A 23,486-nucleotide genomic window follows, 5' to 3' on the forward strand; every position below is an offset into this window, starting at 1 on the left:
AAATATAATGACAACTCAATTAAAAAACGAAAAGCTTTCACCATGGCCTTGGCAAGTCAGCCAGCAGCACGTCAGTTTTGACCCGGCTGGAATGAACAAAAAGCTCAAAGACTTATCGCAAGCCTGTTATGTGGTTAATGATAACCAACAAGGCCTTGGCGTCGCACAACAAGCACAAGTGGTAACCGATGCAATTACTGCGGCCAATGAACTACCTGTCAGCGCCTTTGCTCCCGCCCTTGGCACCCAAAGTTTAGGCGACAGCAACTTTCGCCGCGTACATGGGGTTAAATACGCCTACTACGCTGGTGCAATGGCCAACGGTATTGCGTCTGAAGAACTGGTTATCGCATTAGGCCAGGCCGGTATTTTATGTTCATTTGGCGCAGCGGGACTCATTCCGTCACGCGTTGAGCAAGCCATTAAGCGCATTCAAACCGCCCTGCCAAATGGGCCATACGCCTTTAACTTAATCCATAGTCCAAGTGAGCCAGCACTTGAGCGCGGTAGCGTAGAGCTATTTTTAAAACACAAAGTGCGCACCGTTGAAGCCTCAGCCTTTTTAGGTTTAACGCCACAAATTGTCTATTACCGCGCAGCAGGGTTAAGCCGTGATGCACATGGTGATATTCACATAGACAACAAAGTCATCGCTAAAATTAGCCGCACCGAAGTGGCGATTAAATTTATGCAACCGGCACCGGTAAAAATGCTGCAACAACTGCTAGATGATGGCTTGATCAGCGCCGAACAAATGGAATTAGCCCAATTAGTGCCGATGGCTGATGATATTACCGCCGAAGCCGATTCTGGTGGTCACACAGACAACCGTCCATTAGTGACCTTGTTGCCAACGATTTTGGCGCTAAAAGATGAAGTCCAGGCACAATACAACTACAAAACCCCTATTCGCGTTGGCGCGGGCGGTGGCGTGGGTACGCCCGATGCCGCTCTTGCGACCTTCAATATGGGCGCAGCGTTTATTGTCACCGGTTCTATTAACCAGGCTTGCGTAGAAGCTGGCGCCAGTGAACATACCCGTAAATTATTAGCGACGACTGAAATGGCCGATGTCACCATGGCGCCAGCAGCTGATATGTTCGAGATGGGCGTTAAGTTGCAAGTGGTTAAGCGCGGCACCCTTTTCCCGATGCGCGCTAACAAGTTATACGAAATCTATACTCGTTATGACTCCATAGAAGCCATTCCGGCTGATGAGCGTGAAAAGCTAGAAAAACAAGTGTTTCGTTCAAGTCTAGATAACATTTGGGCCGGCACAGTGACGCATTTTAATGAGCGCGACCCTAAACAAATCGAGCGAGCTAAAGATAACCCTAAACGTAAAATGGCGTTAATTTTCCGCTGGTACCTTGGCTTATCAAGCCGTTGGTCAAATACTGGTGAAACGGGCCGTGAAATGGATTATCAAATCTGGGCCGGCCCAGCACTTGGTGCATTTAACGCTTGGGCAAAAGGCAGTTATTTAGATGACTACACCCAGCGTCATGCAGTAGACTTAGCCAAACACTTAATGCACGGCGCCGCTTACTTAGCACGAGTGAATCTATTAACGGCTCAGGGTGTTAGCCTACCCGTTGCATTACAGCGCTGGCGCCCAACAGACCAAGTGAAATAGCCTGCATAGGAACAATGATGAGCGACACACAAAAACTTGATTTTTCAGCGGTAAACGGCCCAACTTTGGCGTCATTTAACCAGCAGAAAAACCTGATTAAACGCATGCTAAAAGGCAACAGCGCGACTTGTGCCGAATGCAATAAACCACTGACATTGCAATTGCCACCTAACAGCAAAAATGCCAAGCCAAATACTAAAGCGCCTGGCATTTATTGCGCTAAAGGCTGTACTGATATTGAGCTCGATATGGAAGCCGTTGCATTAATGAAATAACCCAAACTGATTTGGATTATGAATAAAAAAGACCCTCTTAGCTAAGAGGGTCTTTTGCTTTTAACACACAGTAACTCAAACTGCTTGCCATTGTTTAACTAACATGGCTGGGCCACAAAGCTGAGTCATTGATTTATCGCCAGACAGTGCCGTTTCAAATATCTCAAAAGGTACATTTGGCCACAGGCTGATTTCAAACGAAGTATTAGCAGAAACAGCGCCAACCCCTTTTGGGGTACCGGTCATCACAATATCACCGTCATTTAAACTCATAAACTCAGTGATGGCGGCAAACATGGCGTTGGGTTGATAGGTCATTAATTGCTGATGCCCTAGTTGAGTCATTACGTTATCAATGGTTAATTGAAAACACCAATCTTGTTGCGCCGACGTCATTGGAATAAACTCGCTAAACAATGCTGAGCCATCAAACGCTTTACTGCGCTCCCACGGTAAACCCTGCTTTTTGAGTTTGCCTTGCAACTCACGCTTGGTCATATCAAGCCCAATGCCTACCGCGCTAAATCGACCATCCTTAACCATAAAACACAGCTCGGCTTCATAATGCAGCGTTTCACCCATCTCACTGCACAAAGTGCCAGTAATAGCAGAACTCGGCTTTAAAAACACCACCATTTCATCAGGAATGTCATTGCCCAGTTCATGAATATGATCTACATAATTACGACCAATACAGACAATTTTTGATGGTGAAATTGCTATATCGTCAGCTTGTTGCTTTAGTAAAACGCTGTGTGATCTCACATTAACCTCGTATTAATCTACTATATATTTAGCATTTATCTTTATTGAACCACCGTTTATCACATAACTTGGTAAGCACAACACTGAAACAAAATGACATTTAAACTCAAGAATACTGAAACAGAACAATAATTCCACAGCACGATTGCATTACCCCGCAACTAGATTTACATTTAATTAACAAAAGAGAATAAATCTGTCCTTAACAATGACTGTCATCACTGTACAAAAATAATAAGAGACACTTAATGACGATGTTAACATTAACAATTAAACAAAAAGTAGCACTGGGGTTTGCTTCTATTGGCATATTATTACTTGCTGGTAGTAGTTTTTTTTACCGTTCGCTTAGCCAAATTCAAACAGCGAACAACAATATTGAAGTGTTAGCCGTACCCGTTCAAAACCAATCTAATGCCTTACAAATTACCCTGCTCAAAATGGCCAAAACAGAAAGTTTGGCCTATTCGCAGATTGGCAACGACAATATTACGATTAGTTTTAAGCAATTTAATACTTTACAGCAAGATTTTTCGAGTGCGTTAGCGGATTTATCTGCCAAAGTGGCCAATCATCCTCAAATGAATCAAGCACTCAACCAGGCTAAAAACGTCTACTTACAATATGCCGAAGCGTCGCAAACCATGTTTAGTGCCAAGCTGGCAATCGAACAAAGTAAAAATGATTTCAGTACACTCAAAAATCAATTTGATAATCTTAACATTGATGCCAGTAACAACATGATCGATCTAGAAATTGTAGAAGCACCCGCCTCAGAAGCACAATTATTAGAAGCCGTTATTGGCTCAGGTGTTCGCATTGATGACATGTTATTTACCCTGAGCAACACCGTCACCGAACTGGGTCGCTTAACCACGGCAGATGCCGTTGAAGTCCATAAGCAGGATGTGGCGATGTTACTTGGCAATATCACGACTAATAATAATTACCTCAAACAACAAGCCGCCGCGCTCCCTGTAACACAATTGTTAGCCGACTTTGATGCCAATTTAGAGAAGATCTTGGTGTTAGTTGATAACCCAGGTGACTTGTATAACGCACAAATGAAAGTGGTAAAGCAATTTCAGCAAGCGGAATCCAGTTATACACAATCGAATCAACTATTTGAATCCACAAACCAACAATTAGATAAGCTGGTGCAATTAGCCAACCAAGGCTTTAACGATATGCAAATGCTCGCTATCGATGAGGTGACTACCGCTAAAACATTAGCCATATTAATGGCCGTTGTATTTGTGTTGATGGCAGGCTTTATTTATTACTTCACTTCTAACGCCATGTTAGGGCCCCTAAAGGCCAGTAATCGTGCATTGTCACGCATTGCCAGTGGCGATTTATCGCGGCGTTTAACAAAGCGCAATGACGATGAGTTTGGGGAACTCATGGATAACATCAATAAATTAACAGATGATCTTACTGAGTTATTACAAGACATTAACCGCGACGCCCACTTACTGGATGACGCGGCAATTCGATCGCAAGATCAAAGTCAAAAAATATCGACATCAGCATTAGGGCAAATTAGTCATATTGAGCAAGCGAAACAACTGGCAGAACAGATACATCACAGCTCAATGACCGTAAACGAGCAAGCGTTAGAGTCTGAACAACACGTGAAATTAGCCTCAGCCCAAGGCGAGCAAGTTAAAACCATCGCCAATGATAACCGTATTCGGATTGATGCTTTATCAAAAGGGTTGGGTGACTCGGTGATTATTATGACTAAGCTCAGTCAGCACAGCGACAATATTGGCGGCATTTTGACCACCATCAGCGCGATTGCAGATCAAACCAACTTACTTGCATTAAATGCAGCTATTGAAGCGGCTAGAGCGGGCGAACACGGCCGAGGCTTTGCTGTTGTGGCAGATGAGGTTCGTTCCCTTGCCTCGCGTACTCAATTATCGACTGCTGAAATTCAAAACATGATTAGTGCGCTGCAACAAGAAACCACTAACGCGGTCAATGCGATATCTCAGGGCCAAAATCAAGCCAATGAATGTGTAGAACAAAGTGTGTCTTTACACGATGCTATCGAACAAATAGAAGCTGCATTAGGGATCATTAATGGCATGAGTCAAAGTATTACTCAAGCCGCAGAGCAGCAAGTGAGTTACAGCCAACAAATAGAACAAACCATGACAGAAACCTCAGAAGCAGCTACACAAAATGCTGACGAGTCGACCACAATGGCGCAACGTAGTGAGCAGCTAAATCAACTGGCTCATTCATTAACCGCTTCAGTAGAACGGTTTAAGCTTTAATGTCTAAGGTGCAAGAGAGTTAGATGTTAAATGTTAAATGTTAAACGGTAGGCGGTAGGCGGTAGGCGGTAGGCATTAATAAACACGACAAGCACTCACAAAAAGTATAAATCCCCACAAACAGTTCGCTAAAATTACCACCATAAAAAGGCCCGACAGATTAATGCCGGGCCTTTTTTAATGACCAATAGCTCAAATCTTATTTTTTACCTAAGGTCCCGACTGCAAAACGGCGAATAATTGAACGCACCATTAATACAGACTTCCCTAGCTCGTTGCTATTAAGCAGTGACTTTTGCGAGGACTCTTTGGTAATTTCGGCAGAATCAGCAATATCAATAATTTGCTGATTAATGTGTTCCGCCACGGCACTTTGTTGCTCAACCGCGGCTGACATGTCTAACGTTAATTGTGTAATCTGCTGAACAGATTGATTAATCGAAGCTAAAGCATTGCGGGTTTTATCAACAATACCCACACCATTCATTGCAGCTTGCTCGCCTTTAACCGACACTTGTACCGCATTTTCTGCACGTTTGGTTAGCACATTCACTATCCCGTGAATTTTGTCAGTTGACTCACGTGTTTTAACCGCTAAAGAGCGCACTTCATCGGCGACAACACTAAACCCGCGCCCTTGATCGCCTGCTCTCGCCGCTTCAATAGCGGCATTTAATGCCAGTAAGTTGGTTTGGTCGGCAATACTGGAAATCAAGCTCGCAGCTTGGCCAATCTCAACTGTCGACGCTGATAATTCGCGTACCGTAGTGGCAATATCAGCAACTGAAATATTGAGTTCATCAATGGAATGTTTTGCTTGATCAGCAAGCATTGCGCCTTCATTGACGTTGTCTAAAGCATTTTTAGCGCTGTCGGCATTGCGTTCCACATTGGCAGACACCTCTTGAATCGCTGTCGACATTTGCGTAATAGCCGACGCAATTTGTTGCGTCGCAAGGCTTTGATGCGCAACCGCTTTTGCAGACGATTCGGCCTCAACTTGAGTGTGTTCAACAATACCATCTAATGACTTCGCGGCATCTTCAATGCGTGTCATTGCTGTACGACAACGAGCAATTTCACATCCTAGTGCTAATTTTGCCTGTGCTTTAGCACCAAAATCGGCAAAATATGTTTCAGCAACGGTTAAGTCAGTAAATGAATTAGGGTTAAGCTTAACCACTTCAAACCAATCTTGTTGTTGTTTATATCCGCTCCACGCTGTCGAAATAATCAATGTCAACAAACCAACACCACCGGCTCCACTCCCCCAAAGCTCAAATAATACAAAACTAAGAACAAGCATGGGTAACCAAGTAGGTAACAGCTTAATAGCATGGTGTTTTAGCTTCGCACTAAGAGGTTTAGGTGGTTTATTATTTCTAATCCGAGCATAAGCCGTTTCTGCACGGGCGATTTCACTGGGTAATGCGACGATACGCACAGACTCAAACCCGACCACTTTGTTGTGTTCAAAAATAGGCGTGACAAAGGCACTCACCCAATAGTGGTCACCATTTTTACGTCTGTTTTTGACTAATCCCATCCACACTTTGCCCGCAGCAATGCATCCCCACATGGCTTTAAAAATATCACTAGGCATGTCAGGATGGCGCACAAGGTTATGCGGTTTACCAATCAACTCGCTTTTATCAAAACCACTGACCTCAACAAACGCATCGTTGCAATAGGTAATATGACCACGTAAATCCGTACCAGAAATGAGGCGTAAATCATCATCAAAATGATATTGCTTTTGGGTCACGGGTTGATTATTGCGCATAGGCACGGACTTCCTAGTCTGAGAGTAATGAAGATTTAATCGTTTGCACATTTTTAACACCACTCACTAAAGCGGCAATCTAGCTGTTCAAAGATTATAAGACGAAGCTTAATTAATGATGAATAATATAGCGTTAAACGGTTAAAATACATAACCTTATTTTTTATAAGTTCAATTATGGTATCTACTTGAAATTTATCAAATAAATAACAATTAAAGCCTCAATTTACCGAACGAAAAGCGTTAATATTATTTGGCAATTATTACATATGATTCAAACATCACCTGGGGATAAACTACAGAATAAAAAAATGGCGTGGAATTCGATTCCACGCCATTTTTCACTCTAATCAAGCTGTTAATTCGTCAAGCTATTCACTCGTCAAGCTATGCGTATTCCTGCATAAAATCATCAAGATTGTCATTGATAATTTCAATTTCATCGCCACTAAATTGGGCTATATGAAACAGGGCTTCACCTTCATTGGTTACCGGAATATTACTGTTTCCAATAATAATGCCGTCAGACGGTGCCAATAACGGCCATGGTTCGCCACCTAAAGGGTTAACGATATTAGCCAAGACTTGACCTTTTGATACCCGCTCACCCAGCTTTAGCTTGATGTTAACAAGTCCGTCGGCTTCACTGCGGACCCAATAACTGCGGCTGGCATTCACACTGGTTGTGGCTTTAATTTTACCTTTAAGCATACCAATACAACGCATCACATTAATCACGCCATTAAGGCCTGACTTAATCGACATGTCACTAAAGCGTAATGCCTCACCGGCTTCGTATAAAATACACGGAATATCAAGGCTGTTAGCGTAACCACGCATAGAGCCTTCGCGCGCTTTAGAAGACATCACCACTGGTGCACCAAAGGCATTGGCCATCGCGAGCATGGTTTCATCGTCAGTATCACAACGAATTTGCGGCAAGTTCTCACGATGAATCGCACCGGTGTGCAAATCAACAATATGAGTTGCGCGCTTAACTAACATGCTGCTAAACAAATGCGCTAGGCGACTGGCAAGCGCACCTTTAGCGGTTCCTGGAAAGCAGCGATTTAAGTCGCGGCGATCAGGCAGGTAACGCGATTGCTGAATAAAGCCAAATACGTTAACAATCGGGACCACTAATAATGTGCCGGTTAAGGTTTTAGCATTCACACGACCGAGCAAGCGTCGACATATCTCAATGCCATTTAACTCATCGCCATGGATAGCTGCACACACTAATAAAGTAGGGCCAGGTTTAGTACCGTGAAACACTTCTACATGCAAATCCATTGGCGTATCGTTATACAGTTTTGCTGCGGGCAGTTTTACACTAAGCTGTGTACCTGCCGCGACGCTAACATCACCAATAACAAACGGTTCGTGCTTTTTTGCCATTAACCGACTCCTTTAGTCTTCGAGCTAGTAGGCTTAACATTCTTTTCAATAAATTGAATAATTTTTTCTGCCACATCAATGCCAGTGGCTTTTTCGATGCCTTCAAGACCTGGCGACGAGTTTACTTCCATCACGAGTGGACCGTGCTTAGAACGTAAAATATCTACGCCGGCAACGTTTAGGCCCATTGTTTTAGCCGCACGAAGTGCAGTTGAGCGCTCTTCTGGGGTTAATTTAACAATGCTCGCAGAACCACCACGGTGTAAATTAGAACGGAACTCACCCGGTAATGCTTGGCGCTTCATTGCAGCAATGACTTTATCGCCAATCACAAAACAACGAATGTCGGCACCGCCAGCTTCAGCAATATACTCTTGCACCATGATGTTGGCTTTTAAGCCCATAAAGGCTTCAATAACCGATTCAGCGGCTTTACGCGTTTCGGCTAATACCACGCCAATACCTTGAGTACCTTCAAGTAATTTAATCACACACGGTGCGCCGCCTACCATATCAAGCAAGTCAGGAACATCGGCTGGTTGGTTAGCAAAACCGGTTACCGGTAAACCAATATTTTTACGTGACAAAAGCTGCAGTGAACGCAGTTTGTCGCGAGAACGTGTAATGGCAACAGACTCGTTTAAAGGGTGTGTACCCAACATTTCGAATTGACGCAGAACAGCTGTGCCATAAAAAGTCACCGAAGCACCAATGCGCGGAATAACCGCATCAAATTTCGGCAATTCTTCGCCGCGAACATGGATACTTGGTGCATTCATGTTGATGTTCATATAACACTTTAATGGGTCGACAATTTTAATTGTATGACCACGAGCTTCGGCGGCTTCTTTAAGACGACTTGTCGAGTAAAGATTACGGTTTCTCGACATAATGGCGATTTGCATTTTGCTATTCTCCTGCTAAAAACGACTCTGCTGAATTAACCAAAAAACGCCCTTCTAATGCGCGTCTACCGAGTAACATTCTAAATTTCATGTTATCTCTGTTTGTTAAGGTCAGTTCGATGTCAAATTGTTGGTCACCGATAATAATCGGCGTATTTATCACGTAGCGCTTCGTCACATGTCCGCCAGAGTCACTTACCGCTCGACGATCAAATACAGGGAATTCGCACACTACTTCACGATCTGAGTCTTGATCTGGATGAAGCCAAACTCGGACCCACTTTTGTTTTTCTTTTTGAAACGGTTTAATTTTAAACGCATGTAAACAGGACGTTTTTGCGCCAGTATCCACTTTGATTTTGACTCTTTCGTTGCCAATCTCAGGAAAAGTGCCCCACTCTCGCCAACCCACAATACCGAGGGAGTGTTCAGTCATGGTCAATCCTTTCTTGTAGAGGAATTTTCATTCCAGAGTGTAATCTATCAATAAAATCTATGTATGATTATGTACTGTAATATCGTCAATCTGTGACTTTGTTGCCATCAATGTGACATCGTTCAATATATTCTCACCCACTAATTGACTCACGACTGACTAATTTTTAACGTCAGCAAGTCGTACTCATTACATTAACATGTTAATCCAGAGGATGGATGAGTCATTATGAATGAATACGAATTAGGAAAGAGTGAACAAGATGCTGCACGACAAATAAAAACAACAAGACTGGGATAAAACAACCTTTGGCTCAATTTTAACACTAACGCTTTATTTATATCAAACTAACATTAACGCTTAGAAGAAAATAAAACATCAACTCAGTTAGTTACAACGTTAACACTTGACAATAAAATGACCAAAAACACACGTCAACTTGAGATAAACACCTTAAATTCGCTAAGTAAAAATAAAAAAGGTCAAATATCACTCATCTTTTGCATGATTTAATTATAACTTCGACATTTAATCTTGGTTTCACTCGTCTACCACATTGATTATGATGGTTGAGTTTCTATTAAGTAAACCCGTTTAAAAGGTATTGCTATGTTTAGCCTACAAAGTTTTGATTTTTTACATAAGCTGGCCAACAACAACGACAGAGAGTGGTTTAAAGCGAATCAACCTGATTATGAAGATCGCGTGCGTACACCCGCATTGCAATTTATTGAAGCGATGCAGGGCACGGTTCTAGGGTTGTCGCCTCGTTTTACTGCCGTTCCTAAAAAAGTCGGTGGCAGCTTAATGCGCCCGCAACGCGACAGCCGTTTTAGCAAAGATAAAACACCATATAAAACCAATGTAGGTATTCAGTTTCGCCACTTTCAAGCAAAAGATGTGCATGCCCCAGGGTTTTATGTGCATGTAGCTAACGACGAATGCTTTATTGCTGCAGGTATTTGGCATCCCGAAGCTAAAGCATTAAATGCCATTAGACAGTGCATAGATGAAAATCCAAACGGTTACAAAAAAGCCTTAGCCGTATTGAGCAAAGCTGGTTTTGAACTCACTGGCGACAGCCTAATTAGACCGCCACGAGGGTTTGATAGCCAGCATCCGTTAATAGACGAGCTAAAACGTAAAGATTTTATCGCCATTAAACCCGTTTCGATTGAACAAGTGTGCAGTGACGACTTTGTCGAGTTTTGTACAAAAGAATTTGAGCAGACACGTTCGCTAATGGCTTATCTTTGCTTTGCATTATCTTTAGACTTTTAACGTTTAATGCTCTAAACACAAACTCAATATCAAGCCAGTGAAGGCTTAACTAACTCCACTGGCTTATAATGATTTCGTTTCAAGACATGGTAAACTACCGCCATATTGCATTAAGTTGCACCAACATCGTTGTTATATCGTCATATCAGGTCATTACATGAGTCAAACACGTTCTGCTCAACCCGCCCTTTCTGTGTTCAATGATACCCTCAACATTGAAGCCACTACGCCAGCGCAAAAGCGTGCGCTCAGTTATGCAGCAACAATCGAAATGTTGTTTAATCAAGTGATGAGCAGCAAAATGCCTGCTGATAGGATTATTGGCCAATATTTTCGTGAAAATAAAAAACACGGTTCAAAAGACAGACGAGTGATCCGCGAAAGTCTATTTGGTTTATTTCGTTGGTGGGGTTGGCTGAGCCAGTTACAAGCATCACAACAGCATGTGATTTGGTTTAGGCAATTAAGTGCCTGTGCAGCACTTGAACAACATACATGGCACGATGTCACCCAAGCTTGGGACGATATTGCAGCATGGCACGATGCGACCAAAGCAGAGAAGGAAGCTCCTGGAGATCAAGTTAACAAAACTCAACGCACCGAGAGTGTCAATGATAAGTTAGCGCTATTTATTGACTTATCAGGTATGACACAGTGCCAAACCAGTGACTTATTACCCCAATGGTTTTGGCAAACCTGCCCTGTAACAGCAACAGAAAAAACAGCCGTTGTTGAAGCCATGAGCAGCCGCCCACCCATTTGGGCCCGAGTACAAAATATGACGACTAAACAAGCTTTAGCGCAGTTGTCTAAAGCGGGTATTGAAGCTACAGCAAGTGAGTTTTTTACTGACGCCATGAGCCTGGGTCATAAAAGTATTAACCTCAATGAAGTCGACACGTATAAACTCGGGCATCTTGAGATTCAAGATCTTGCGTCGCAAGTGATTGGCCAGATCTGTCAGCCCCAAGCGAATGAACAATGGTGGGATGCCTGCAGTGGCGCTGGCGGTAAAACCTTGCAATTACGTTCGTTGATGCTGCAACAAGACCCAAATAGTCGCGGCAGTATTATTGCCTCAGATATCCGTAACAAACCATTAGAAGAACTGAACAAACGGGCTAAGCGTGCTGGTTTTAAGCATATCTCGGTTTCAGCTTGGAAGTCAGATGCCCTTCCCGTTAACCCCAATGCATTTGATGGCGTGTTAGTCGATGCACCTTGCAGCTGTACGGGCACGTGGCGCCGAAATCCTGATATGCGCTGGTTAGACGATGTCAGTGCAGTCAGCGATAAACCCGCGCTTCAATTGGATATTTTAACTCGAAGTGCTGCAGCTGTTAAATCGGGTGGGCAGTTAGTGTATGCCACATGTTCACTGTCGCCGAGTGAGAACGAGCATGTCGTGGAGGCTTTTTTGGCGCAAACCAATGAATTTGAGCTTATTCCAATTACACACCCGTTTACTGGTGAGTTATGCAACATGCTCACCATATGGCCGCAACTGGCAGACAGTGACGGTATGTTCGTCGCTAAAATGCGTCGAAAATAAGCGCGACTTCAAGCCTATTCTTATGCTTTCAATGACAATTAATTAGTCATTAGTTAGTCTAATCATTAATCAGTCTAATAATTAGTAACAAAACGCCATCAAGTTGATGGCGTTGTTGTTTTTATCTATATACCATTCCGTCTTAATAAGTGATGACTCAGAATGCGGATTGGTATTACTTTCGATGCAATCTTAAAATCAGCTCGGCTTCGGCTTTGGGTAGTTCACATTCTTGAATTAACTCTTCAATACCCGCCCCTAGCGCAACCATTTTAACCGCACGAGAATACAACTTAGCTTGTGGGTCTTGCTGGCTGGATTCTTCAATCATATCGGACTGTTGAACAAGCTTTTTTTCTAGTTCAACCACTCGACGGCCAACACCAATCGTGCCGCTGCGCAATTCTTGTAATTCGCGTTTTACAGCTTCGCGTTGGCGATCACTTTCTTTAACTAGCACGGTTAATGCGTCAACTTTAGTCTTTAACTTGCGTGATTGTTTTTGTAAGTAAAGCACCAAACCAAGGCAAATAATCACGGAAACTAGCGCAGCAATTAAAAATTCATCACCCATCAACATACCTACATTGCCATTACATAAAAGCAAAATAAAAAGCCAACAAACAATGGTTGGCTTTAGGATTACAAATTAAAAATTAAAGCTGTGTTAATTCGTCCCACTCGTCGTCTGACAATAACTTATCTAGGTCGACTAAAATCAATAATTCATTATCACGATTACTCACGCCTTGAATAAACTTAGCACTTTCTTCAGTTCCCACATTTGGCGCGTTATCGATTTCTGAGCGACGTAAATAAACCACTTCTGCAACACTGTCTACCAAAATACCAATAACTTGTTTTTCGGCTTCGATAATCACAATACGGGTAGAATCATCAAGCTCAGCTGACTGCAAACCAAAACGTGAGCGCGTATCAATGACGGTCACGACGTTGCCACGAAGGTTAATAATGCCTAGTACATAATCAGGCGCGCCCGGCACAGGGGCTATCTCGGTATAACGCAACACTTCTTGAACTTGCATTACATTGATGCCGTAGGTTTCATGGTCTAACTTAAATGTTACCCATTGTAATACTGCATCGTCTTTACCCGCAGCAACCGCTGCTACACTTCTAGAATCGCTCATAGTTAACCTCGGTCAATCGAATCCTGACAACCTAAACCTGCATCAAGCATTTCAATCAATGCTTGTACATGCAAAATGCCACACATTTGTTGTTTTACTACCCCAGCAAGCCAAGGACGCTTACCCGGTTTTTCACGCCAATTGACGTGTGATTTGTCTATCTTCACGGCATTAACCAATGACTCACAGGTTAAGCCCCAAGAACTGTTTTCTAACATAACAAGATACTGATAGTTCACTGTTTCTGCCAGTGCCGGTGTATATTTTTCTGGCATGACCCAGGCACAGGTATCAACCACATTAATTTTACTGTCGCGGTGAGTTTGCACTCCTTTAAACCATGACGGCCTACCAATGAGATGGTTAATTTTCTCTATCTTTATAATGCCACCTAAACTCACTAATGGCACGGCTAAGGTTAAGCCTGCAACATTAAAGAATAATACCTGAAATTCATCATCTAATACGTCTTGTAAATTTTGAGTAATACTCGGTGGTGTCGCCCCAGTTTGCGTTTGCAACGCTTGTTGTTGCGCGGCTTTGTCTTCAGCGAGCTTGTCATGTTTAATAATAGCGTCTTTTAATTCAGCTAGCGCACTATTATCAGTTTTTATATCGACTAACGGTTTGATTTCTTTATTCGTTAATGACGTTTTTTGTATATTTATACTTTTTAGCGCGGATTGCTCAACAGGTGTCGTCTCTGTTTGGCTGATAGCTTGACGCACTCTTTCTGCACTGGCCTTAATTTGCAGCTGTATATCAGTGCCTTTGTCGACATGCGATACCGCAGACAGTAGCTTTTCCAGTGCTAATTTATCGACTTGAGTTGCGGGTTCAGCAAAACGTCGAGCACTCGCAGCTTTTATTTGTGACGCAAATGAAGACTCAGGTTTACTGGTCACATCTGCACTCTCTTGTGCTGACTTAGCATTGTCTATCGATTTAGGATGAACCGCGATAGGTGCAGCGACTGGCTTGGTTTCAGATGTTATTGCAGGTTGGGCTTCTGCCGGTTCCTGTAATAAAATACTGAAATAATCAAAAACAGTTTCATCAACCGATTTTGACATGAGTAAACTCCCGAGCGTATAAAAAATCAAGCAGACGATTGTATGCTTTAACCCCACGACTCGTCGCAGAATAATGTGATGCGGGTAAATGCGCTAGGCTGGCATCTCTAAATTTGGTATCTACTGGGATCACGTCATTAGGCCACAATGTTTGTCCATATTTGTCTTGTAAAAACTGTAACGCTATTGGTGATGCTTTGGTGCGTTTATCGTACATTGTCGGTAACACTGTGTAGCTATAACGGGTCTTTTTAGAACGGCCCATAATTTCCATGGTTTTCACCATTCTCTCTAAACCTTTTATCGCTAAAAACTCAGTCTGCACCGGAATAATAATATGATTACTCGCCGCTAACGCATTGACCATTAATACCCCAAGCACTGGCGGACAATCAATAATGGCCACATCGTATTTGTCTTCAACTAATGATAATAAATTACGTAATACTAGCCCCATACCTTCTTGATGACCTAAAGAACGGTCAAGTGTGGCAAGTGCCATATTGGCGGGAATAATATCTAAACCTTCTATTTGAGTGGGTATCACATTTTGCATAATCAATTCTTGAGTCAAAGCTTGATGATTTAAAAACACATCATAAAGCGACCCTGGTACTTCATCGGAATCAATACCCAAGTAATAGCCCAATGAAGCATGAGGATCGGTATCAATCATCAACACACGTTGACCACGTTTAGCTAACGCTCCAGCTAAACTGGCAACCGTGGTGGTTTTACCGACACCACCTTTTTGATTTGCTACTGTCCATACTTTCAAAAAAAGCCTCTCAACTTATCATTATGCGATGGAATGCTCATTGCTGTTTTTGTTGTTTATCTTCTCGAGTGGTAACTCGAATACCGCCATTAGGCAAGCGAATCACTTTAACGCCTTGAGCATTTTCAGACACTATAACTTCATGCGTTGGTAATGTCTGTGAGCTGTCAGTCGATGGTGATAATTTGTCATTGTTAGGCGCCTCTGCTCCTGGCCCAACTAGCACACTTTTCGTGTCATTTTTGCCCGACTGACTAATCATGGCTTGGGTTTGCTCTGGATGCATTAACAACCAATTGGAAATATTTTCAGCTTGGTCTTCCGGTACCATCAATAACACTTGCGAAGATTTTAGTTGTTCAACCTCTTTTGTAAGTAAGGTCATTTTACGCCGTGAATCAAGATATAAACTGCCTAACACAAGGATGGCAACAAAGCACAAAAATAAGCCTAATCGAAGCTTAGTGATTAATGATGTTGCTGAATTAGCCACGACTGGTCTCTTTTAAAATCGCATCGGCCATATTATCAAGCGCAATAGAATGTACCGATATTCCAGCAGAAGCAACGGCTTGTGGCATTCCATATACGACACAACTGGCTTCATCTTGAGCCCAAATAGTCGCTCCAGCTGACTTAAGCATTCTGGCGCCTTCGCGGCCATCGGCTCCCATCCCAGTTAATACCACAGCCAAGACATCACCACCATAAGCTTTAGATGCTGACGCAAAAGTAATATCTACCGATGGTTTATAATTCATGTCTGCGTTACCAGCTAACACTTTTAAGCGTGCGGTCATCCCGGCGCGCTCTAACATTAGCTGCATACCACCAGGTGCAAGATACGCACAACCAGCACGCATGACGTCGCCATTTTGTGCTTCTTTCACTTCTATTTTGCATAACGAGTTTAAACGAGCAGCAAATGCGGGCGTAAACGCGGCCGGCATATGTTGAATGAGTACAATAGGGTGCGGGTAATTAGCTGGAAATGCCGTCAGCACTTTTTGTAGTGCAACAGGCCCACCTGTTGAGGTACCGATTAATAAGACTTTGTATTGTTTACCACTGGCTCGAATAGTAGACACTGATGGAGCAATCTGTGCTGATTGACGCTCAGTCACTGGCGAAGTTAATCCGCTGCGCGAGGGTAATGAAGCATTCCCAACAGCTGCAGTGCTTTGATTAATTCTTGAGCTTAATGGTCGGCGAGATGCACTTAAACTGTTGTCTGATAAGCTCGATGAACGACGAGAGTCTATTGTATTGCTAGATAATGCACTCGGAGTTGATAACGCGCTCGGTCGATACATTCGTCTGCGACCCAACGCTTTGATGCGCTGTTGTAGCAAACTAATTGCATCATCTTTATTGGTCGCGATGTCTTCAAAACGTTTCGGGAGAAAGTCGAGCGCGCCAGCTTCTAGCGCATCAAGTGTCGCTTTAGCTCCGTCATGTGTTAACGAAGAAAACATTAAAATAGGTGTAGGATTGTTAGCCATGATCTCACGGACAGCACTAATACCGTCCATAACCGGCATCTCGATATCCATCGTGATCACTTGAGGGTTTAACTTTGCAGCCATCTCAACCGCTTCTTTGCCATTAACAGCAACAGCAACGACTTCGAGATCAGGATCTTGATTAACAATTTCACTGACTCGACGTCGAAAAAAGCTAGAATCATCTACAACTAATACTTTTATGGCCATTTAATTCCTTAATTTATGGAACTTTTTTATTTTTTGTTTTTATTTTTGGCGTAATGTTTAAGTAAACCGGGAATATCTAAAATAAGCGCAATGCCGCCGTCTGAAGTAATTGTTGCTCCAGCCATACCAGGCGTGCCTTGCAACATACTGCCTAAGGGCTTAATCACCACTTCTTCTTGACCAATAAGTGCGTCGACAACAAAACCAATCTGCAAAGTGCCAAGCTGCACAATAACAACATGGCCATGCTTTTTATCACCATGCTTAAACGTCGTTTTCTTGCTATGAAGCCAATGCTCAAGATAAAACAATGGCACAGCTTTATTACGGAAAATCACCGTTAATTGGCCATCGACAATATTAGTTTTAGTTAAATCTAAATTGAATATTTCATTCACACTCGACAGCGGCAATGCGAATACTTGCTTAGACACATCGACCATTAAGGTTGGCATAATCGCCAAGGTCAACGGCACTTTAATTTCAAGAACCGTGCCTTTGCCTTTCATTGAATCAATGTGAACAGTACCGTTTAACTGATTAATGCGAGTTTTAACCACATCCATGCCCACACCACGGCCTGAAATATCAGATATCTCAACTTTAGTTGAGAAGCCTGGTGCAAAAATCAGATTATACGCTTCGTTATCAGTCATTCTTGATGCGGCATCTTCGTCTAACACGCCGCGAGTGATAGCAATTTGTTTTAGCTTTTCAGGATCCATCCCTGCGCCATCATCCTCAATTTTAAGCAGGATATGGTCACCTTCTTGACTCGCAGAAAGCGTAATGGTGCCTGTTCGAGGCTTGCCATTGGCTTCACGCGTAATCGGCATTTCAATACCATGGTCTACCGAGTTTCGCACTAAGTGGACTAATGGATCGGCTAGTGCCTCAACTAAATTTTTATCAAGATCGGTTTCTTCACCAATCATGATCAAATCAATTTCTTTATTTAATGTTCGAGCTAAATCGCGGACAACCCTTGGGAAACGGCCAAACACTTTCTTAATTGGCTGCATGCGGGTTTTCATTACCGCACCCTGCAAGTCAGCGGTAACGAGATCAAGGTTGGCCAACGCTTTAGACATTTCTTCGTCTTCGCGGGTAATGCCTAAACTCACCAGGCGATTACGCACTAACACTAATTCGCCAACCATATTCATAATCTGGTCTAAACGAGCAGTATCTACACGAACCGTCGTTTCGCCTTGTGGGACTGCATTGGCTTTAGCCGCGACAGGTACAGGCGCTTTATCTTTGGCGACTTCAGCTTTAGGTACGGGCACTGCTGCCGGCGCGGCTTTGGCAACGGGGGCTGGTGTAACAGCTTTCGGTGCGTCAGGAACTTTAGGAGGTGTAGGCGTAGCCGCTACGACAGGGGCTGCTGGTTTAGCAACGACTGGAGCACTGCCTTTACCATGTAATTCATCTAATAAGCGTTCAAATTCATCATCGGTAATTTCATCAGAGTCGACTAATGGTTCAACAACCGGTTCTGCTGGCTTAATGGGTTCGCTAGTGGTTTCAGCTTTGGCTTTAAACGATCCAGAACCATGAAGCTCATCAAGTAATGCTTCAAACTCATCATCGGTAATTTCATCACTATTGCTTGATGATGCACTGGCCGATTTAGGTGCTATGGTGTCTTGATTTACAGCGGATGTAGCTGTTGAGGTTGGGCTTTTACCTGAGCCATGCAAGGCATCGAGTAATGCTTCAAATTCAGATTCGTCAATTTCATCAATACCAGTTGAGCTAGGTGCAGAAGTAGATTGCACACTAATGTCTTCGACATATTCAGGTTCAGAGACTTCAGCGGCTTCTTCTATGATTTCAGGTTCAGCAGTTGATTGACCCATTTCAGACGGCAGTGGAGCGCCAGAGCTTAATAATTTTAGTTTTGCTAACAAGTCTGAATCGGCAGGGTCTTGTTGTTGTCCCTGTTGAGTTTGAGCAAACATGGTATTAATTGCATCAACCGCTTGCAAAATTATGTCCATTAGCTCTGCATTGACTACACGTTTACCAGTACGTAAAAGATCAAACGTGTTTTCTGCTTCGTGACACACATCAACCATGGGTTTAAGGCTTAGAAAACCTGCCCCACCTTTGACGGTGTGAAATCCACGGAAAATAGCATTAAGTAAATCACTGTCATCAGGATTATTTTCAAGAGCGACCAGCTGCTCTTGTAGAAGCTCTAAAATCTCACCAGCTTCAATTAAAAAGTCCTGGAGTATCTCTTCATCAACATCAAATGACATTAAATTGACTCCTAATTAGAAACCCAGACTTGATAGCAGATCATCAACTTCATCCTGACCCGTGACCACGTCTTCACGTAACTCAGCGTTCATGATTGGGCCTTCTGCCTCTATCTTATTATCTTTAATTGTAGGTAATGACTCAGTAGTATGGTCACCAAAAACGGTCAACATGGATACTAAATTACTCTCTACTTCGCGCACTAGTTCAATCACTCGGCGGATCATCTGACCGGTTAAATCTTGGAAGTCTTGCGCCATCAATATCTGAGTGAGCAATTCACGAAGACGGTTAGAATCATGCTCGCTATTAGACATAAACTGCTGAACATCATGACAAAGTGATTTAAATTCACCCAGTTCGATGTCGCGACGCATCAGTTTATCCCACATAGGCGTTACAGATTGAATGTTGCTTATAATGGTATCGGCCAAAGGCAAACATTCTTCAACCGCATCCATGGTTTTATTAGCAGCTTGTTCTGTCATCTCAATAACATAGTTTAATCTTTCTTTAGCATCCGGAATTTCAGTGTTCGCTAATTCAGATAAACGGTTATCAACTTGGAAATCTTTTAGTGCGCTGTGCAATTGGCGAGTGAGTTTACCGACCTCTTCAAACAGCTCACGCTGCAGAGGAGTCGCTAAATCTCTAATTAATTCGTCAGCTTTACCTTGCTCTCCCGCCGATAGCAGTTCAACAAGTTGCTGGGCCTGTTCGAGAGTAATTAACCCCGATATTGATGCCTGCATGACTTATCCTTGCTTAAGCGAGTCGTTCAAAGATTTTGTCTAACTTTTCTTTTAACGTAGCGGCTGTGAACGGTTTAACAACATAACCATTAACACCAGCTTGAGCCGCAGCAATGATTTGCTCACGCTTAGCTTCAGCCGTAACCATTAATACAGGTAAATGTTTTAGTGAATCGTCTGCACGGATTGCTCTAAGTAAATCAATACCCTGCATTCCCGGCATATTCCAGTCGGTTACAACAAAGTCAAAATGACCTTTTTGTAACATAGGTAGGGCTGTTGAGCCATCATCTGCTTCTTGGGTATTATTAAATCCCAAGTCTCGCAACAAGTTCTTAATGATACGTCTCATTGTTGAAAAATCGTCAACAATAAGAATCTTCATATTCTTGTCCAAGGTTTCCTCCGGTGAGCTGACACTCGTTTGCTCTATAATTAGTTATTATTCTTGTGTCCAATGCTTGAGTTTGGCTTTTAGTCTGAGCATGGCCTGACTTAATATCTGGCTAACTCGCGACTCACTTACCTCAAGGATGGCACCGATTTCTTTTAAGTTTAATGCTTCGTCATAATATAACGACAGCACTAAAGCATCTCTTTCTGGCAAGGTTTTAATTGCTTCAACCAGTGCAGATTGGAACTGAGTCTCGGCGAGAGAATCAAAAGCTTCATTTGGGGATTCGTCGTCTGTGGTTAACACATCCTGGGAAACACCAAGGTCTTCTATGCCTATGATTTTACCGACAGAAACATCATTTAAGATATGATGGTACTCATCGAGAGACATATCAAGTTTTTCAGCAATTTCTGTGTCTCGTGCATCGCGCCCTAACACTTGTTCAAGTTCGTCAATGACATGGGCTACACGGCGATTATTACGATGAACTGAGCGTGGAACCCAGTCACCGCGGCGAATTTCGTCAATCATTGCGCCACGAATACGAATGCCAGCAAAGGTTTCAAATTTAGCCCCTTTGGTGCCATCAAATTTTGATGATGCTTCTAGAAGCCCCATCATACCTGCTTGTAATAAATCATCCAGTTGCACTGATGCTGGCAGCCTTGCCAACATATGATGAGCAATGCGTTTCACCAACGGTGCATACTGTTCAACAATCGATGTTTTGTTATCGAACTGAGTATACGCTGCGGCTTTATTCACTCGCTCTCCCCTCTTCTACTGGTTTACGTTGTACTAAGCGTTCAACAAAAAACTCTAAGTGACCACCAGGTTGTTGCGGTACAGGCCAGGTCATAATTTTATTGGCCAACCCTTGGTATGCAATCGCAGAAGGTGATTTTGGAAAGGCTTCTACGACCAGTTTTTGTTTACGAACTGCTTTGCGCAAATTTTCATCGAAAGGAACACTAGCGACAAGCTCTAAGGCCACATCTAAAAATCTATCTGTTACTTTACTGAGTTTAGCAAATAATTCCATGCCTTCGCGTAAACTACGCACCATATTTGCCACAATTTTGAAGTGGAACACACCGTGTTCACGACTTAAAATTTTAATCAGGGCGTAAGCATCAGTAATCGATGTAGGTTCATCACATACAACGATTAATACATCTTGTGACGCCCGCGAAAAACTCAGCACCATATCTGAAATACCCGCAGCCGTATCAACAATTAAAATGTCGAACTGGGTGCGCATTTCACTAAAGGCACGAATTAAACCGGCATGCTGCGCTGGGGTCAATTCAACCATCGCTTGTGAACCAGACGTGGCCGGCACAATACCGATCCCTTTTGGCCCACGGACAATGATGTCATCTAATTCGGCATCGCCAGACAAAACATGAGATAAATTTTTCTCTGCACGGATCCCTAGCATCACATCAACGTTGGCTAAACCTAAGTCAGCATCAAGCACCAGTACACGCTTGCCCTTTTCGGCTAATGCGACTGCGGTATTAATTGATACGCTTGTTTTACCGACTCCGCCTTTACCACCGGATACGGCAATTACTTTAACTTTATCGTTATTTGGTTGATTCATCATACGTAAACCACTTGCTTGATCCCGAGTCATATCTTTACTCAAATGCATAGGCAGTGTCATTTGACCATGCCGTGTCTTGTGACGTTGGTTGTTCTGTTTCGTTTAATGCGGCTAGTGCTTGTTTGGCTAATTCTAGTGTATCAGCCACTTTCATGTCTTCTGGAACACGTTGACCGTCAGTAACATAACTCAATGGTAACTCATTTTGAATCAATACGCTCAATGCACCTGCAATTGATACTGATTCATCTAATTTAGTCAAAATAGCACCCGATAACGGAATGCGTTTAAAGTGTTCAACTGCATCTTGCAATACACGACGCTGGCCAGTGGCAGACATCACTAAATAACTGCGAATTGGGATCCTACTATTTGCAGTCAAATTATCAAGTTGTTGATAAAGACGCATGTCTCGTTGTCCCATTCCCGCAGTATCAATTAACACTAGCTTACGATTTCTAAATTGATATAAAATCTGCTCTAATTCGCTTAAATCATGTGCTTGCTTAACAGGGCAGCCCATAATTTTACCATATGTCGCTAATTGCTCATATGCTCCAATTCGATAATGGTCTGTCGTAATCAACGCGACTTGTTCAGGACCATGATGTGCAGCAAACCGCGCAGCAATTTTTGCTAAAGAAGTCGTTTTACCGACACCCGTTGGGCCAACAAAAGCAACTACACCACCACGTTTAACAATATCATCACCTTGATTATCAAGTAAATTAGCTAAACTTTGTGGTAATGCTCGCACTAAGTCTGCTGGCGTGTAGTGTTGGCTCAGCCCAGCTAGTTTAGCAGCAACAGCGGGAGAAAACTCAGCTGCAATTAATTTACTTTCTAACATGGCGCCAACTGGATCAGAGCGCTTTTTGTGATCTTTCATTAAAGAAGACACCTGGTGGGTCAGTAAGCTTCTTAACGATGCCATTTCCTCACGCAATGAGTCTAGCTCGGCAGATTGATTTTTATTACTTTTATTGGGTTTTTCAAGATGATTTACCTGTGGCGCACTTGGGGTAGGCTTAGCCGTTTTAGCCCCTTGTAATTGGCGAGCCCATTCAGGTAACTCTGGTTCATCTTGATGCACAGACATTTGCTGTGCCATGCGATTGTGCTGCTTTTCAAGTAATGCTTGTAACGAGTCCGCTGCAGGCGGTGGGCTCACTTTTGAATGTGCCTTAACGGCAGGTTTAGCGCCCAATGAAACTCTATCTTCACTGACATCCATAAAGCTATTCGTTGGCGCTTGCGACGCCATAGCGGCTTTTGGTTCGTCATAATCAACCGCGGCAACAATTTCGATGCCACCAGCCACTTTTTTATTAGACATAATGACAGCGTCAGACCCTAAGGTGTCTTTAACTTGTGCCAATGCTGCACGCATATCTTTGGCAAAAAATCGTTTAATTTTCACGTACGCACCT

The 23,486-nt window shown here is 43.0% G+C and carries 22 protein-coding genes; 5 read left to right on the top strand and 17 right to left on the bottom strand.

From position 1 onward, the window contains the following. Window positions 1-7: 7 nt before the first annotated feature. Window positions 8-1,636, top strand: a complete 1,629-nt coding sequence (gene pfaD, locus AC19MX_RS16750) for an eicosapentaenoate synthase subunit PfaD (RefSeq protein ID WP_432403573.1) — start codon at window positions 8-10, stop codon at window positions 1,634-1,636. 17 nt (window positions 1,637-1,653) lie between these two features. Beyond that, a complete protein-coding gene (locus AC19MX_RS16755; RefSeq protein ID WP_432403571.1) occupies window positions 1,654-1,911 on the top strand; it encodes a hypothetical protein in 258 nt (85 codons plus the stop codon). A 75-nt stretch (window positions 1,912-1,986) separates the two neighbouring features. On the opposite strand, the gene AC19MX_RS16760 is transcribed toward AC19MX_RS16755, so the two are convergent. Next, on the bottom strand, window positions 1,987-2,676 hold the full coding sequence (locus AC19MX_RS16760) for a fumarylacetoacetate hydrolase family protein (RefSeq protein WP_432403569.1): 690 nt from the start codon (window positions 2,674-2,676) through the stop codon (window positions 1,987-1,989). Between the two features lie 248 nt (window positions 2,677-2,924). Between AC19MX_RS16760 and AC19MX_RS16765 the strand changes: the two genes are divergently transcribed. After that, window positions 2,925-4,961 (top strand): methyl-accepting chemotaxis protein, encoded by a 2,037-nt coding sequence (locus tag AC19MX_RS16765; protein WP_432403567.1) that lies wholly within the window; start codon window positions 2,925-2,927, stop codon window positions 4,959-4,961. Window positions 4,962-5,160: 199 nt separating this feature from the next. On the opposite strand, the gene AC19MX_RS16770 is transcribed toward AC19MX_RS16765, so the two are convergent. The 4 genes from AC19MX_RS16770 to AC19MX_RS16785 form a co-directional block, all read right to left on the bottom strand. Further along, window positions 5,161-6,744: a methyl-accepting chemotaxis protein gene (locus AC19MX_RS16770; protein ID WP_432403564.1), complete on the bottom strand. Its 1,584-nt coding sequence runs from the start codon at window positions 6,742-6,744 to the stop codon at window positions 5,161-5,163. Window positions 6,745-7,131: 387 nt separating this feature from the next. Next, window positions 7,132-8,142: a succinylglutamate desuccinylase/aspartoacylase family protein gene (locus tag AC19MX_RS16775; protein WP_432403561.1), complete on the bottom strand. Its 1,011-nt coding sequence runs from the start codon at window positions 8,140-8,142 to the stop codon at window positions 7,132-7,134. Beyond that, a complete protein-coding gene (gene rimK / locus AC19MX_RS16780; RefSeq protein ID WP_188958869.1) occupies window positions 8,142-9,047 on the bottom strand; it encodes a 30S ribosomal protein S6--L-glutamate ligase in 906 nt (301 codons plus the stop codon). The genes AC19MX_RS16775 and rimK overlap by 1 nt, the downstream gene beginning before the upstream one ends. Before the next feature lie 4 nt (window positions 9,048-9,051). Further along, a complete protein-coding gene (locus tag AC19MX_RS16785) occupies window positions 9,052-9,483 on the bottom strand; it encodes an ATP-dependent zinc protease family protein (RefSeq protein ID WP_432403559.1) in 432 nt (143 codons plus the stop codon). 609 nt (window positions 9,484-10,092) lie between these two features. On the opposite strand from AC19MX_RS16785, the gene AC19MX_RS16790 reads away from it, so the two are divergent. Next, window positions 10,093-10,764, top strand: coding sequence for a DUF2461 domain-containing protein (locus AC19MX_RS16790; protein WP_432403557.1), 672 nt, complete (start codon window positions 10,093-10,095; stop codon window positions 10,762-10,764). 157 nt (window positions 10,765-10,921) lie between these two features. Then, on the top strand, window positions 10,922-12,316 hold the full coding sequence (locus tag AC19MX_RS16795; protein WP_432403555.1) for an RsmB/NOP family class I SAM-dependent RNA methyltransferase: 1,395 nt from the start codon (window positions 10,922-10,924) through the stop codon (window positions 12,314-12,316). Window positions 12,317-12,491: 175 nt separating this feature from the next. On the opposite strand, the gene AC19MX_RS16800 is transcribed toward AC19MX_RS16795, so the two are convergent. The 12 genes from AC19MX_RS16800 to flhF form a co-directional block, all read right to left on the bottom strand. After that, entirely contained in the window at window positions 12,492-12,890 is a 399-nt protein-coding gene (locus AC19MX_RS16800; protein WP_432403553.1) for a DUF2802 domain-containing protein, read from the bottom strand. An 82-nt stretch (window positions 12,891-12,972) separates the two neighbouring features. Beyond that, a complete protein-coding gene (locus tag AC19MX_RS16805; protein WP_432403551.1) occupies window positions 12,973-13,467 on the bottom strand; it encodes a chemotaxis protein CheW in 495 nt (164 codons plus the stop codon). A 2-nt stretch (window positions 13,468-13,469) separates the two neighbouring features. Next, window positions 13,470-14,540, bottom strand: coding sequence for a chemotaxis protein CheW (locus tag AC19MX_RS16810; protein ID WP_432403549.1), 1,071 nt, complete (start codon window positions 14,538-14,540; stop codon window positions 13,470-13,472). Then, the gene (locus AC19MX_RS16815; protein ID WP_432403547.1) at window positions 14,524-15,318 is read right to left on the bottom strand and encodes a ParA family protein; all 795 of its coding nucleotides are present in this window, start codon (window positions 15,316-15,318) and stop codon (window positions 14,524-14,526) included. The genes AC19MX_RS16810 and AC19MX_RS16815 overlap by 17 nt, the downstream gene beginning before the upstream one ends. Before the next feature lie 37 nt (window positions 15,319-15,355). Beyond that, window positions 15,356-15,811, bottom strand: a complete 456-nt coding sequence (locus tag AC19MX_RS16820; RefSeq protein ID WP_432403545.1) for a membrane anchored protein in chemotaxis locus — start codon at window positions 15,809-15,811, stop codon at window positions 15,356-15,358. Continuing rightward, complete coding sequence (locus AC19MX_RS16825; protein ID WP_432403543.1) at window positions 15,804-17,030, bottom strand: protein-glutamate methylesterase/protein-glutamine glutaminase; 1,227 nt, start codon at window positions 17,028-17,030, stop codon at window positions 15,804-15,806. The genes AC19MX_RS16820 and AC19MX_RS16825 overlap by 8 nt, the downstream gene beginning before the upstream one ends. A 26-nt stretch (window positions 17,031-17,056) precedes the next feature. Continuing rightward, window positions 17,057-19,297, bottom strand: coding sequence for a chemotaxis protein CheA (locus tag AC19MX_RS16830; RefSeq protein ID WP_432403540.1), 2,241 nt, complete (start codon window positions 19,295-19,297; stop codon window positions 17,057-17,059). Between the two features lie 15 nt (window positions 19,298-19,312). Further along, the gene (locus tag AC19MX_RS16835) at window positions 19,313-20,050 is read right to left on the bottom strand and encodes a protein phosphatase CheZ (protein WP_432403538.1); all 738 of its coding nucleotides are present in this window, start codon (window positions 20,048-20,050) and stop codon (window positions 19,313-19,315) included. A gap of 13 nt (window positions 20,051-20,063) precedes the next feature. Then, window positions 20,064-20,447 carry a chemotaxis response regulator CheY gene (cheY, locus tag AC19MX_RS16840; RefSeq protein WP_432403536.1) on the bottom strand — a complete coding sequence of 128 codons (384 nt, stop codon included), beginning with the start codon at window positions 20,445-20,447 and terminating at the stop codon, window positions 20,064-20,066. 45 nt (window positions 20,448-20,492) lie between these two features. Then, window positions 20,493-21,212 carry an RNA polymerase sigma factor FliA gene (locus AC19MX_RS16845; protein WP_432403534.1) on the bottom strand — a complete coding sequence of 240 codons (720 nt, stop codon included), beginning with the start codon at window positions 21,210-21,212 and terminating at the stop codon, window positions 20,493-20,495. Next, window positions 21,205-22,086 (bottom strand): MinD/ParA family protein, encoded by an 882-nt coding sequence (locus AC19MX_RS16850; RefSeq protein ID WP_432403623.1) that lies wholly within the window; start codon window positions 22,084-22,086, stop codon window positions 21,205-21,207. The genes AC19MX_RS16845 and AC19MX_RS16850 overlap by 8 nt, the downstream gene beginning before the upstream one ends. 4 nt (window positions 22,087-22,090) lie before the next feature. Beyond that, complete coding sequence (flhF, locus tag AC19MX_RS16855; protein ID WP_432403532.1) at window positions 22,091-23,476, bottom strand: flagellar biosynthesis GTPase FlhF; 1,386 nt, start codon at window positions 23,474-23,476, stop codon at window positions 22,091-22,093. Window positions 23,477-23,486: the final 10 nt, after the last annotated feature.

The sequence above is a fragment of the Shewanella sp. MF05956 genome (assembly GCF_059758055.1).

Bases quoted from the DNA above. Each gene is read 5' to 3' on its own strand.
- AC19MX_RS16770 (WP_432403564.1), bottom strand. From the start codon at position 6,744: ATGCGCAATAATCAACCCGTGACCCAAAAGCAATATCATTTTGATGAT.
- pfaD (WP_432403573.1), top strand. From the start codon at position 8: ATGACAACTCAATTAAAAAACGAAAAGCTTTCACCATGGCCTTGGCAA.
- AC19MX_RS16765 (WP_432403567.1), top strand. From the start codon at position 2,925: ATGACGATGTTAACATTAACAATTAAACAAAAAGTAGCACTGGGGTTT.
- AC19MX_RS16775 (WP_432403561.1), bottom strand. From the start codon at position 8,142: ATGGCAAAAAAGCACGAACCGTTTGTTATTGGTGATGTTAGCGTCGCG.
- AC19MX_RS16850 (WP_432403623.1), bottom strand. From the start codon at position 22,086: ATGACTCGGGATCAAGCAAGTGGTTTACGTATGATGAATCAACCAAAT.
- AC19MX_RS16810 (WP_432403549.1), bottom strand. From the start codon at position 14,540: ATGTCAAAATCGGTTGATGAAACTGTTTTTGATTATTTCAGTATTTTA.
- AC19MX_RS16790 (WP_432403557.1), top strand. From the start codon at position 10,093: ATGTTTAGCCTACAAAGTTTTGATTTTTTACATAAGCTGGCCAACAAC.
- AC19MX_RS16755 (WP_432403571.1), top strand. From the start codon at position 1,654: ATGAGCGACACACAAAAACTTGATTTTTCAGCGGTAAACGGCCCAACT.
- AC19MX_RS16825 (WP_432403543.1), bottom strand. From the start codon at position 17,030: ATGGCCATAAAAGTATTAGTTGTAGATGATTCTAGCTTTTTTCGACGT.
- AC19MX_RS16800 (WP_432403553.1), bottom strand. From the start codon at position 12,890: ATGGGTGATGAATTTTTAATTGCTGCGCTAGTTTCCGTGATTATTTGC.
- AC19MX_RS16830 (WP_432403540.1), bottom strand. From the start codon at position 19,297: ATGTCATTTGATGTTGATGAAGAGATACTCCAGGACTTTTTAATTGAA.
- rimK (WP_188958869.1), bottom strand. From the start codon at position 9,047: ATGCAAATCGCCATTATGTCGAGAAACCGTAATCTTTACTCGACAAGT.
- AC19MX_RS16835 (WP_432403538.1), bottom strand. From the start codon at position 20,050: ATGCAGGCATCAATATCGGGGTTAATTACTCTCGAACAGGCCCAGCAA.
- AC19MX_RS16785 (WP_432403559.1), bottom strand. From the start codon at position 9,483: ATGACTGAACACTCCCTCGGTATTGTGGGTTGGCGAGAGTGGGGCACT.
- AC19MX_RS16795 (WP_432403555.1), top strand. From the start codon at position 10,922: ATGAGTCAAACACGTTCTGCTCAACCCGCCCTTTCTGTGTTCAATGAT.
- AC19MX_RS16805 (WP_432403551.1), bottom strand. From the start codon at position 13,467: ATGAGCGATTCTAGAAGTGTAGCAGCGGTTGCTGCGGGTAAAGACGAT.